Annotated in this window: 12 protein-coding genes; 6 read left to right on the forward strand and 6 right to left on the reverse strand. The window is 60.0% G+C overall.

Annotated elements, in window-relative coordinates; translation table 11 throughout:
* Positions 1–309: 309 nt before the first annotated feature.
* Both putA and AB8804_RS04620 read left to right on the forward strand, forming a co-directional pair.
* Positions 310–4,272: a trifunctional transcriptional regulator/proline dehydrogenase/L-glutamate gamma-semialdehyde dehydrogenase gene (gene putA, locus AB8804_RS04615; protein WP_371183565.1), complete on the forward strand. Its 3,963-nt coding sequence runs from the start codon at positions 310–312 to the stop codon at positions 4,270–4,272.
* A 100-nt stretch (positions 4,273–4,372) separates the two neighbouring features.
* Positions 4,373–4,762, forward strand: coding sequence for a lysozyme inhibitor LprI family protein (locus AB8804_RS04620; protein WP_371184091.1), 390 nt, complete (start codon positions 4,373–4,375; stop codon positions 4,760–4,762).
* Between the two features lie 70 nt (positions 4,763–4,832).
* Here AB8804_RS04620 and rutR read toward each other — a convergent pair whose 3' ends face one another.
* The 5 genes from rutR to AB8804_RS04645 all read right to left on the reverse strand — a co-directional run bounded on the left by rutR (position 4,833) and on the right by AB8804_RS04645 (position 7,607).
* On the reverse strand, positions 4,833–5,471 hold the full coding sequence (gene rutR, locus AB8804_RS04625; protein ID WP_371183567.1) for an HTH-type transcriptional regulator RutR: 639 nt from the start codon (positions 5,469–5,471) through the stop codon (positions 4,833–4,835).
* Positions 5,472–5,506: 35 nt separating this feature from the next.
* A complete protein-coding gene (locus AB8804_RS04630) occupies positions 5,507–6,034 on the reverse strand; it encodes an N-acetyltransferase (protein WP_371183569.1) in 528 nt (175 codons plus the stop codon).
* 3 nt (positions 6,035–6,037) lie between these two features.
* Positions 6,038–6,307 (reverse strand): DUF1778 domain-containing protein, encoded by a 270-nt coding sequence (locus tag AB8804_RS04635; protein WP_371183570.1) that lies wholly within the window; start codon positions 6,305–6,307, stop codon positions 6,038–6,040.
* A 73-nt stretch (positions 6,308–6,380) separates the two neighbouring features.
* On the reverse strand, positions 6,381–7,286 hold the full coding sequence (locus AB8804_RS04640; protein ID WP_371183571.1) for a DMT family transporter: 906 nt from the start codon (positions 7,284–7,286) through the stop codon (positions 6,381–6,383).
* A gap of 150 nt (positions 7,287–7,436) precedes the next feature.
* On the reverse strand, positions 7,437–7,607 hold the full coding sequence (locus AB8804_RS04645; RefSeq protein ID WP_371183573.1) for a general stress protein: 171 nt from the start codon (positions 7,605–7,607) through the stop codon (positions 7,437–7,439).
* A gap of 391 nt (positions 7,608–7,998) precedes the next feature.
* Here AB8804_RS04645 and wrbA point away from each other — a divergent pair, with 391 nt between their 5' ends.
* Both wrbA and AB8804_RS04655 read left to right on the forward strand, forming a co-directional pair.
* On the forward strand, positions 7,999–8,595 hold the full coding sequence (gene wrbA / locus AB8804_RS04650; protein ID WP_371183576.1) for an NAD(P)H:quinone oxidoreductase: 597 nt from the start codon (positions 7,999–8,001) through the stop codon (positions 8,593–8,595).
* A gap of 20 nt (positions 8,596–8,615) precedes the next feature.
* Positions 8,616–8,843: a YccJ family protein gene (locus AB8804_RS04655; protein WP_371183578.1), complete on the forward strand. Its 228-nt coding sequence runs from the start codon at positions 8,616–8,618 to the stop codon at positions 8,841–8,843.
* Between the two features lie 35 nt (positions 8,844–8,878).
* Here AB8804_RS04655 and agp read toward each other — a convergent pair whose 3' ends face one another.
* On the reverse strand, positions 8,879–10,120 hold the full coding sequence (gene agp, locus AB8804_RS04660) for a bifunctional glucose-1-phosphatase/inositol phosphatase (protein WP_371183580.1): 1,242 nt from the start codon (positions 10,118–10,120) through the stop codon (positions 8,879–8,881).
* Between the two features lie 191 nt (positions 10,121–10,311).
* Here agp and AB8804_RS04665 point away from each other — a divergent pair, with 191 nt between their 5' ends.
* Together AB8804_RS04665 and AB8804_RS04670 are read left to right on the forward strand one after the other, a co-directional pair.
* The gene (locus AB8804_RS04665) at positions 10,312–11,328 is read left to right on the forward strand and encodes an ABC transporter substrate-binding protein (RefSeq protein ID WP_371184092.1); all 1,017 of its coding nucleotides are present in this window, start codon (positions 10,312–10,314) and stop codon (positions 11,326–11,328) included.
* Entirely contained in the window at positions 11,325–12,353 is a 1,029-nt protein-coding gene (locus AB8804_RS04670; RefSeq protein WP_371183582.1) for a FecCD family ABC transporter permease, read from the forward strand. The genes AB8804_RS04665 and AB8804_RS04670 overlap by 4 nt, the downstream gene beginning before the upstream one ends.
* Positions 12,354–12,355: the final 2 nt, after the last annotated feature.

Here is a 12,355-nt window from a genome sequence, read left to right on the forward strand (position 1 = left end):
CGCATCCCGCTGACAAACGATTTAACACTGCATTTACATCAAATTCATCCCCGGTTTGATACGGCTTTCCTATAGGTTGCACTCGCTCACGCTTTTACGGGTTGCACCTTTTAAAAGTGTTAAGTACCGCATAAAAAGCGGCTTCAGATGCAGAAGTGAGTCTCCTTTTCCAGCTAACCGTTCGTTAACAATCCATTCATTTCACAGCTTGCTGACCAGGTCACATTTAACACGGTTGCACAAAGTTGCAACATGGTGGATATTTCACGCAACGTTAGAAAACTACTACAGAACAACAGGAGTCCTGGGATGGGTATGACCACCATGGGGGTTAAGCTGGATGACGCAACCCGTGAACGGATTAAGACCGCAGCAACCCGCATTGACCGCACGCCGCACTGGCTGATCAAGCAGGCGATTTTTAACTACCTGGAAAGGCTGGAGAGCGAAGACGACCTGCCGGAACTGCCTGCCCTGCTGGCGGGCGCGGCGAATGAGGGCGAAGAAGCGACCGCCGCCGTGGAGGAGAGCCACCAGCCGTTCCTCGAGTTTGCCGAGCAGATCCTGCCGCAGTCCGTCAGCCGCGCCGCCATTACCGCGGCCTACCGCCGCGCCGAAACCGACGCGGTGCCGATGCTGCTGGAGCAGGCTCGCCTGCCGGACGCCATCGCGTCGAAGGCGCACGACCTCGCCTATCAGCTGGCCGACAGGCTGCGTAACCAGAAAACCGCCAGCGGCCGCGCCGGCATGGTTCAGGGCCTGCTGCAGGAGTTCTCCCTCTCCTCGCAGGAGGGCGTGGCGCTGATGTGCCTCGCGGAAGCGCTGCTGCGCATCCCGGATAAAGCCACCCGCGACGCGCTGATCCGCGACAAAATCAGCAACGGCAACTGGCATTCCCACATTGGCCGCAGCCCGTCGCTGTTTGTTAACGCCGCCACCTGGGGCCTGCTGTTTACCGGCAAGCTGGTGTCGACCCATAACGAAGCCAGTCTCTCCCGCTCCCTGAACCGCATCATCGGCAAAAGCGGCGAGCCGCTGATCCGCAAGGGCGTTGACATGGCGATGCGCCTGATGGGCGAGCAGTTCGTCACCGGCGAAACCATTGCCGAAGCGCTGGCGAACGCGCGCAGGCTGGAGGACAAAGGTTTCCGCTACTCCTACGACATGCTGGGCGAAGCGGCCCTGACCGCCGCCGACGCGCAGGCGTATATGGTCTCTTACCAGCAGGCGATCCACGCCATCGGTAAAGCCTCCAACGGGCGCGGCATTTATGAAGGTCCGGGCATCTCAATCAAGCTCTCCGCCCTGCACCCGCGCTACAGCCGCGCGCAGTACGACCGCGTGATGGAAGAGCTGTACCCGCGCCTGAAGTCCCTGACCCTGCTGGCGCGCCAGTACGACATCGGCATTAACATCGATGCCGAAGAGGCCGATCGTCTGGAGATCTCCCTCGATCTGCTGGAGAAGCTGTGCTTCGAGCCGGAGCTGGCGGGCTGGAACGGCATCGGCTTCGTCATTCAGGCCTACCAGAAGCGCTGCCCGTTCGTCATCGATTACCTGATCGACCTGGCAAGCCGCAGCCGCCGTCGCCTGATGATCCGTTTGGTGAAGGGCGCCTACTGGGACAGCGAGATCAAGCGCGCCCAGATGGAAGGGCTGGAAGGCTATCCGGTCTATACCCGCAAGGTCTACACCGACGTCTCTTACCTCGCCTGCGCGAAAAAGCTGCTCGGCGTGCCGAACCTGATCTATCCGCAGTTCGCCACCCACAACGCCCACACGCTGGCGGCGATCTACACCCTGGCGGGGCAGAACTACTATCCGGGCCAGTACGAGTTCCAGTGCCTGCACGGCATGGGCGAACCGCTGTACGAACAGGTCACCGGGAAAATCGCTGACGGCAAGCTGAACCGCCCGTGCCGCATCTATGCGCCGGTGGGTACCCACGAAACGCTGCTGGCCTACCTGGTGCGCCGCCTGCTGGAAAACGGGGCGAACACCTCCTTCGTTAACCGCATCGCCGATACCACCCTGCCGCTTGACGAGCTGGTAGCCGACCCGGTGCAGGCCGTCGAGAAAATGGCGGCGCAGGAAGGCCAGATCGGCCTGCCGCATCCGAAGATTGCCCTGCCGCGCGAGCTGTACGGCGAAGGCCGCGTCAACTCGGCGGGTCTGGATCTTGCCAACGAGCATCGTCTGGCCTCCCTCTCCTCTGCCCTGCTCAACAGCGCGCTGCAGAAGTGGCAGGCCAAGCCGATACTTGAACAGCCCGCTGCCGACGGCGACATGCAGCCGGTAATTAACCCGGCGGAGCCGAAGGACATCGTTGGCTACGTGCGGGAAGCGACCGAAGCGGAAGTGGATCAGGCGCTGGACAGCGCGGTGAACAACGCGCCGATCTGGTTCGCCACCCCGCCGCAGGAGCGCGCCGCCATTCTGGAGCGCGCCGCGGTGCTGATGGAAGATCAGATGCAGCAGCTTATCGGCATCCTGGTGCGCGAGGCGGGTAAAACCTTCAGCAACGCCATCGCCGAAGTGCGCGAAGCGGTGGACTTCCTGCACTACTACGCGGGACAGGTGCGCGATGATTTCGACAATGAAACGCACCGTCCGCTGGGCCCGGTAGTCTGTATCAGCCCGTGGAACTTCCCGCTGGCGATCTTCTCCGGCCAGATTGCCGCCGCCCTTGCCGCAGGCAACAGCGTGCTGGCGAAACCGGCTGAGCAAACGCCGCTGATTGCCGCTCAGGGGATCAACATTCTTCTGGAAGCCGGCGTGCCGGCGGGCGTGGTTCAGCTGCTGCCGGGACGCGGTGAAACGGTCGGCGCGAAGCTGACCTCCGATAGCCGCGTGCGCGGCGTGATGTTTACCGGCTCCACCGAGGTGGCGACGCTGCTGCAGCGCAACATCGCTACCCGCCTGGACGCTCAGGGCCGCCCAACGCCGCTTATCGCGGAAACCGGCGGCATGAACGCCATGATCGTCGACTCCTCCGCGCTCACCGAGCAGGTGGTGGTGGACGTGCTGGCCTCGGCCTTCGACAGCGCGGGCCAGCGCTGCTCCGCCCTGCGCGTGCTCTGCCTGCAGGACGACGTGGCCGACCATACGCTGAAGATGCTGCGCGGCGCGATGGGCGAATGCCGGATGGGCAACCCAGGCCGCCTCACCACCGACATCGGGCCGGTGATCGACGCGGAAGCCAAAGCCAATATCGACAATCACATTCAGGCGATGCGCGCCAAGGGCCGCCCGGTCTTCCAGGCGGTGCGCCAGAACAACGAGGACGCCCGCGAGTGGCAGACCGGTACCTTCGTGCCGCCGACGCTGATTGAGCTGGCGAGCTTCGACGAGCTGAAAAAAGAGGTCTTCGGTCCGGTGCTCCACGTGGTGCGCTACAACCGTAACAACCTCCACGAGCTGATCGAGCAGATTAACGCCTCCGGCTACGGCCTGACGCTCGGCGTGCATACCCGCATCGACGAGACTATCGCGCAGGTGACCGGCAGCGCCAAAGTCGGCAACCTGTACGTGAACCGCAACATGGTCGGCGCGGTCGTCGGCGTGCAGCCGTTCGGCGGCGAAGGCCTCTCCGGCACCGGCCCGAAAGCGGGCGGTCCGCTGTACCTGTACCGCCTGCTGGCGAACCGTCCGGAGAACGCGCTGGGCGTGACGCTTGCGCGACAGGACGCGGAGTATCCGGTGGACGCGCAGGTGAAAGCCGTTCTGACCCAGCCGCTGGACGCGCTCATCGCGTGGGCTGATAAGCGCCCGGAACTGCGCACCGTTGCCGAGCAGTACGGCGAGCTGGCGCAGGCCGGCACGCAGCGCCTGCTGCCGGGGCCAACCGGCGAGCGCAACACCTGGACGCTGATGCCGCGCGAGCGCGTATTGTGCGTGGCGGATAACGAGCAGGACGCGCTGGTTCAGCTGGCGGCGGCTATGGCAACCGGGTGTGAAGTGCTGTGGCCGGAAGATGCGCTGCATCGCGATCTGGCAAAACAGCTGCCGCAAGCCGTCTCTGCCCGCATTCACTTTGCGAAACCGGACGCGATGCTAGCCCAGCCGTTTGACGCGGTGATCTACCACGGGGACTCCGACCAGCTGCGCGAGCTGTGCGAGCAGGTTGCGGCCCGCAGTGGCGCGATTGTGTCGGTGCAGGGCTTCGCCCGCGGCGAAACCAACCTGCTGCTGGAGCGCCTGTACGTGGAGCGTTCGCTCAGCGTCAACACCGCGGCGGCGGGCGGTAACGCCAGCCTGATGACCATCGGCTAATAGTGTAAACTCTCCCCGGTGGCGCTACGCTTACCGGGGCTACAAACAATCGTAGGCCGGATAAGCGCAGCGCATCCGGCTTTTTTACATGGAGGGGATGATGAAAAGATTTACGCTCGCAGGTCTCGTCCTGCTTGTCAGCGCCAGCGCGTTAGCCGACGAGTGCGGCAACGCCACCACGCAGCTTGAGCTTAACGACTGTGCGGCCCAGCAGTATCAGGCTGCGGATAAGAAGCTCAACGCGACGTATCAGGCCGCGTATAAACGCGCCGCCGCGCCGCAGCAGGCCTTACTGAAGAAAGCCCAGCAGGCGTGGATCGCCCTGCGCGATGCGGACTGCGCCTTTATCGGATCCGGTACCGAAGGCGGTAGCGTACAGCCGATGATCGTGAACCAGTGCCTGGCGGAGAAAACCGTGGAGCGCGAGGCGTTTCTGGCCTCGCTGATGCAGTGTGAAGAGGGCAACCTAAGCTGTCCCCTCTCCCCATAGGGGCGAGGGAGAAAAGACCGCACGGAACAGTCTCCTCTCCCCTTTGGGGAGAGGGTTAGGGTGAGGGGAACTAACGCACGCGGATCCCTTCGATAATCATCCGCTGGACGTTCTCCAGCGTGCTGTGGAAAAACGCCTCGTCACGCAGCGTCTTGCCGGTAACGGCTTCCACCTGGGCCGCAAAGTCAGCGTAGTGCTGGGTTGCGGCCCAGATCATAAAGATCAGGTGGTGCGGTTCCACCGGCGCCAGCTTCCCGGCTGCGACCCAGCCCGCAATAATCGCCGACTTATCGTCCACCAGCTTTTTCAGATCTCCCGTCAGCTCGGCCTGCAGCAGCGGCGCGCCCTGGAGCATTTCTAAACAAAAGAGCTTTGACGCCTGCGGATAGTCGCGAGAGACCTCCAGTTTCAGGCGGATGTACTCTTCAATCGCCACCAGCGGAGCCAGCTCTTCGCGAAACGCCTTTAACGGCGCGAGCCAGATATCGAGGATCTGCTGCATCACGGCGACGTAGAGCGCCTCTTTGGAGGGGTAATAATAAAGCAGGTTGGTTTTCGACACCCCGGCGCACTCCGCGACCTGTTCGAGCCGCGTGCCGTGGATGCCAAACTGCGAGAAGGTTTCCAGCGCCGCGCCGAGAATCGCCTGCTTTTTCGCGCTAACGGCCTTTGAGCGTTTTCCCTGAATTTTCACTTCGCCTTGCGTCATTCCCGCTCTCCGTTTTGGCATTGACATCTTTTCATTTAAAGCGCGTCGCTAAACAGGCGCTCAATGGATTTGGTGGGATAAAAAAGCGAACGGCTGTTTTCGCCCGTCAGCGGAACAAACCCGAGCTTCATGTAAAACGTTTTGGCCCCTTCGCTAAGCGCATCGACAAACAGGCCATGCACGCCGACGGCCTGAGAGGCCCGGTAGACGGTCTTCATTGCGTGCGTGACCAGCAGAGTTCCCCACGCTTCCCCCTGCAGATCCCGATGAATCGCGAGCCGCCCCAGCGTGACGCTGGGCACGTTAAAATAGGGAACTTTGCGCTGCTGGGTTTTCGACGGCAGAAGCGCTTTTTCAAAGCAGCTGCCGGACAGGGTGTAGTATCCGAGCACTCTGGGACGATCGCCCCGCTCGATGAGGAGGTAGCCTCTTAAGATACGGTTCGCATGCTGGCGCGCCAGATGCTCGGTGAGAAACGCGTTGAGTGAAGGTTCACCGCAGTCAAAACCGGCAAAACCGTAATCTTTTCCCTCTGAAAACAGTTCTATCGTTAAATCGGCCACGCCTTACTCCCCGTTTTGAAGATGCCTGGCGGCGCGTTTAAGCCTTTCGTTTGGCTCTGGCGGGTTGCTGATAGCATCCATTACCGCATTCCATGACGCGTCGTTAAGGATCAAGCGGCGATGCTGTTCAATGACCTGCGCCGCCCGTTCCGACGCGCTGTTCACCATAAACTGGGTGACGGTTTGGTTCGTCATTGCGGCGGCTTCTTCAATCATATTTTTATCTTCGTCGGACAGGCGAAGATCGATACGCTGTTTTTTCAGTGCCGGCATGGTTCACCTCATTATGTACGGCATTAATCCGTACATAATGTAAGACGCCCGGACGACTTTATCAATAACAACCTCACTCTGCCGTCAGGTTGGCCACGTCCCGCTTCTTCTTTCTGAGCTTCAGCTCGCTCACCAGCACGCCCGCCACGATAAACGCTGCGCCCAGAAGGGCCAGCAGCGGCAGGCGCTCCCCGGCGAGACGGCCAAAAATGCCCGCCCACACGGGTTCTCCGGTGTAGATGACCGTCGCCCGCGTCGGGGAGACGCTGCGCTGCGCCCAGTTCATGGTCACCTGAATGATGGCGCTAAAAATCCCCAGCCCGAGCGCGACCACCACCAGCCCGGTGGACATCGGCGGTACCGACTCCCCTGCCGGGACCATCGCGGCAAACGCCACCAGCGAGGCGGTCGCCAGCTGGACGACGGTCACCCGCTTGACGTCAACCTTCCCCGCCCACGCGCTAATCAGGATAATTTCCGCGGCAATGGCCACCGCGCCCACGAGGGTAATCATCTCGCCCGGCCCCATCGCCAGCAGATTATCGCCCGGCCCGGCCAGCAGAATCAGGCCGATAAACGCCAGCACGATGCCGATGCAGGACATCAGCCCCGGCATTCTGCCCAGGCACAGCCACTGCAGGAGCGGCACCAGCGGGACATACATGGCGGTGATAAACGCGGATTTACTGCTGGAGATGGTCTGTAGCCCCCAGGTTTGCAGGCTGTAGCCCATGGCGATGGAAATTCCGATGACCACCCCGGCCTGAAGTTCTTTAAGGGTCAACCCGCGCAGGGTTTTGAGTGAGATCAGCGCCACGGCAATCGCCGCGGTGGCAAAGCGCAGCCCGACAAAAAAGAACGGGTCGCTCATCGTCACCGCGTACTGGACGGCAAGAAAGGTTCCGCCCCAGAACATGGTGATCAGAATGAGGATGGCTTCCTGAGGTTTTACGGAAAAGGTGAAGCGAGACGAGGACATGGGACACCAAAAACGAGAATCAAAGCGGTAGTGTGCGATGCCTTTGGTTACAGTTCAACGTTGCAGAAATAAAAAAACCGCCGGACGCATCCGGCGGCAGGGATGACTTCAACCTTCAGGTTAAAATCGTTTTAAACAACCCGGCGGCAGCTATTTGCTGTTGCCATGGCTGTTTTTACCCCCTTTTTTGCCAGCTTCTGACGCGCGCTGAGGGTCATTCTTGAAATTCCCCCCGCTCGACTGGCCACCTTTACGGCCTGCTTCTGATGCTCTTTCACGGTCTTCTGCGAAATTACCTGAACCACCACGATGGTTTGCCATCTCGAACCTCCAGAGTGTGAAACATTAGACATCATACTGCATTCAGTAAAAGAGGATTCTTTCACCTGGCGGCACAAGGACAGAGCCTTTATCTGCGCCGCGTGAAACTAAGCTTAGTGGAGTGAGGCTATCCGGCAAGCGGAAGGTAATATTCTGCAACATCATCTCAGCCTTTTGTGTGAGATAACGCGGCGGCGATACATAACTCTTTCTTATGCTTTCCAAAATTCCCCTCGTTAAAGTTGTTTCAATTTGCTACAAAGCTCAATTGTTTATAATTTGTTATAAATCAAAGAAATGCCGTTCATTTTTGCAGTCTGGCTGTGATGTCATATCTTTAAAGGAACGCAGCGAATCGCTGTCAGAAAAAACAAACGAGGAGTGATGCAAAATGGCAAAAGTTCTGGTGCTCTATTATTCAATGTATGGACACATCGAAACCATGGCTCACGCGGTCGCTGAAGGGGCAAATAAAGTAGACGGCGTGGAGGTTGTGGTGAAACGCGTACCGGAAACCATGAATGCCGAGGCGTTCCTGAAAGCCGGCGGTAAAACGCAAAATGCGCCGCAGGCAACCCCGCAGGAGCTGGCCGACTACGATGCCATTATTTTCGGCACCCCAACCCGCTTCGGCAATATGTCGGGCCAGATGCGCACCTTCCTCGATCAGACGGGCGGGCTGTGGGCATCCGGCGCCCTCTACGGCAAGCTCGCCAGCGTATTTAGCTCTACCGGCACCGGCGGCGGCCAGGAGCAGACCATTACCTCAACCTGGACGACCCTTGCTCACCATGGGATGGTGATTGTGCCGATCGGCTACGGCGCGCAGGAGCTGTTTGACGTCTCCCAGGTGCGCGGCGGCACGCCTTACGGCGCAACGACCATTGCCGGTGGCGATGGCTCGCGTCAGCCAAGTAATGAAGAGCTGGCGATTGCCCGCTATCAGGGCGAACACGTCGCGACCCTTGCCAAAAAACTGCACGGCTAAACCCCAACAGGAGGATATGCATGCCAACTCAAGAATCTAAAGCCCATCGCGTGGGCGAATGGGCCAGTTTACGCAACACCTCTCCGGAAATTGCCGAAGCTATCTTTGAAGTCGCGAACTATGACGAAAAGCTGGCGGAGCAAATCTGGGAGGAAGGCAGCGACGACGTGCTGATTCGCGCCTTTGAGAAAACGGACAAAGATTCGCTCTTCTGGGGCGAGCAAACCATCGAACGTAAAAACGTCTGACCGAATCCCCCCCGCGTGCGCGGGGGGCGATCCTGCTATTTCGCCGCGTCGTTCATCACGGTATTAAACTTATCAATCGGGCAGAAGCCGTCTGCGTCGATCGGGCATCCCTTCAGCTCCAGCGTGACGCGCTGCGCCGGAGACTTAAGGGAAAGCACGCTGGCGTTGCGCAGCTGCTCCGAGCTTTGATACACGTACTCAATCTTCATCAGGTCGCGATTGGCGCTTTTATCGTGCCAGCGCTGGAAGACAATTTTGCCGCCGATCGGCGTGCGCTCCTGCTGGTCGTGCAGCTGATACGGCTTGAAGTCCAGCGCGGTCAGCAGGGACGCGATGTTGGAATCATGCCCCACCAGCAGCGTGATTTTTGCCGCCTTTGCCTGGTCCGCCACCAGCGCGCTATCGATGTACTTCACCAGCGGCTTCGCGACGTTCTGCGCCACTTCCGTGGAGGTAAAGAGCGAATCCTGATAGCCGTTTTTCAGCTTCGACAGCACGCGCCACTGCTGGTCGGTTTTGATCTCACCCCACGCCACCTGGTCCATCGGGAAGCCTTCGTAATACTGCAGCGTGAAGGCATCCACCAGCGAGTTCCCCACCTTAAGCGGCCCGGAAACGCCCGGCTCTTTTTCATATTCGGCGCTAAAGGTGTCTTTGGCGTCGGTCAGGGAGCAGGCTTTTTTCTCTTTGCACGACGGGGATTGCGCGTAGTCCGTCATCTGCTCCAGCAGCCTGTAGCTTTCATCAAGCTGCATCTTCTGGCGCTCCGTCTCCATCGCCTTCAGCGCTTTTTCGCGGAACGCCGGGGAGTTATCGCTAATGACCGGATTGAACGTCGGATCCATAGTGCCCATCTTTTCCTGATGATGCACGGGCACGTCGCAGCCCGGGAAGGCGCCGGTGATAAAGAACTGCGCGGTGGCAACGGTACGCTGCAGGCTGTTGGCGTAGGCATAGACGGTGTTGGCCGGTGGACATTCGCCCGTGGTCACCATCCCCTGCTCTGCCAGCCACTCGCGCATGTAGTGGCCCATGTAGACCTCAAGCACGCCGCCCTTGGTGGTGAGCTGGCCGCCCGGCACGTCCCATTCCGGCCACTGCTTCGGCGTGGACTGCTCCAGCACGCTGCCGTTGTTGGCGAGCGGCGCGCGCAGGTTGTGGCGGCTCATGATCAATACCTGTTGAAGCTGATACCCGTCCGGCGCGTCCTGCGCCTGGGCGCCGAAAGACATTGAAAGGGTACCTGCCACTGCAACAGCGAGTAGTGCTTTTCTCATCCCTAGATCCTCACTTGGTTTAATAATCTCCTGAGTGTGACAGATTGATGACAATTTTCCGGGAAGCATTTCTCAAAGTTATCAATACGTCCATTCATTCTGAAGATGGCTACAGGTGAGGCGCGCGACGCGTTGACAGCGAATGTGTAAATGCAATATTGTTATATTATAACATATCAATGAGTGAAATGATGAAACCGACTCTCCCACTATTGCTGTCTGTACTGCTGTCGCTTCCCCTGGCTAACGCCGTTGCCGCCAGCTATCCGCTGACGATTGAAAACTGCGGCGTGAAAGAAACCTTCACTCACGCCCCTTCACGCGTGGTGACAATTGGCCAGCACGAAACGGAGCTGCTGCTGGCGCTGGATCTGCAGGATAAGATTGCGGGCACCGCGGTCTGGTTTGGCCCCTTGCCGGATGATTTGAAAGCCCAGGGGGCAAAGCTGAAGCGGCTGGCGGAGAATGCGCCCGGATTCGAAGCCGTTGCGGCCCAGCGTCCGGAGCTTGTTCTTGCTCAGTACAGCTGGCACGTTGGCCCGCAGGGAGAGGTTGCCACGCGTCAGCAGTTTGAACAGCTTGGCATCAGGACCTGGATCTCGCCCGCCGACTGCACGGCGAAAACCGTCACAGCGGCCTCCAACGGCGACGGCGCGCGCTCAAAACCCTACTCCATCGATATCATCTTTGATGAAATCACGGCGCTGGCGCGCGTGTTTGACGTGCCCGCGCGCGGCGAGGCGCTTAAGCAGAAGCTGTCCGAGCGCATTAGCGCCGCGCAGCAGCACATCCCCGTCCAGCCAAAAGCGCCGCTTAAGGTGGTGTACTGGTTTTCAAGCAGCCGCCTGAAGGGCGATCCGTGGATAGCAGGCAGCAAAGGCGCTCCGGGCTGGATCAATAAAACCCTTGGCCTGAGCAATATCATCGATTCTGATGAGGAGTGGCCCGCGGTGACCTGGGAACACATCGTGAAGTCTCAGCCCGATATTATTGTGATCGCGAGCATGGAAAGACGGCTTTACCCCGCCGACGACGTCGCGACGAAAAAACGGTTCCTCGAAACCGACCCCGTGACGCGTGAAATGCCCGCGGTCAGGCAGGGTCATATCGTGGTGGTTCCCGCCATGTCGCTGAATCCCTCAATGCGAAACGTAGAAGCGGTCGAGCTGATTAGCCAGCAGATTAACGCCTTCGCGCCTTCCCGATGACCAAGCAATCCGTTTATTACTGGCGAACCGGCCTTCTCATTTTCTGTGGGATCCTGAGCCTGCCGCTCATGATGGCCCTTGCCGCGGCAACCGGCGATATACCGATAGGTTTCGCCACCGCCTTTCGCGCAATGACCAATGGTCTGGGCCTGACACACGTCGACCTGCCTGCGGTCGAGGCCGGGATCGTCTGGCAGTACCGCATGAGCCGCGCGCTGATGGCCGCCAGCTGCGGTGGCGGGCTGGCGCTGTGCGGGCTGGTTTTGCAGTCGCTGTTGCGCAATCCCCTGGCCGATCCATACCTGCTGGGCATCTCCGCCGGTGCCTCAACCGGCGCCGTCAGCGTGATGCTGCTGGGTATCGGCAGCGGCGCGATCACCACCGGCGCCGGGGCGTTTATCGGAGCCTGTACCGCGTTTATGCTGATCGTCGCGTTATCGGGCGGCATGCGCGGCAATACGGCGCGCATCATTCTGGCCGGTATCGCCGGCACGCAGCTGTTTAACGCGCTAACGTCGTACATTGTCAGCACGGCGGCCAACGCCGAGCAGTCGCGCGGAGTGATGTTCTGGCTGCTGGGCAGCCTGAGCGGCGTGCGCTGGCCCGACGCGCTGCTGTGCTTCGCTGTCGTCATCCTCGGGCTGCTGATCGTGATTTGCTACGGCCGCTCGCTGGACACCTTTAACGTCGGCACGGACGTCTCCGCGACGCTTGGAACGCGCGTGATGCATGTCCGCGTGATTTTGCTGCTGACTACCGCATTAATGACGGCGGTCATCGTCAGCGCCATCGGCGCTGTGGGCTTTGTAGGGCTGGTCATTCCGCACGTCACCCGCATGATCGCCGGACATCGCCATCTGCTCACGATCCCCGTCGCGTTTCTTGCCGGATGCCATTTTATGATCCTCGCAGACCTGATCTCACGCACCCTGATTAGCCATCAGGTGTTGCCGATTGGCGTCGTCACGGCGCTGGTGGGCGCGCCTGTTTTTGCCATGATTTTGTACCGCAACCGGGAGAAATGATA

It is taken from the genome of Enterobacter sp. KBR-315C3_2022 (genome assembly GCF_041399425.1).
Lineage (GTDB): Bacteria > Pseudomonadota > Gammaproteobacteria > Enterobacterales > Enterobacteriaceae > Enterobacter.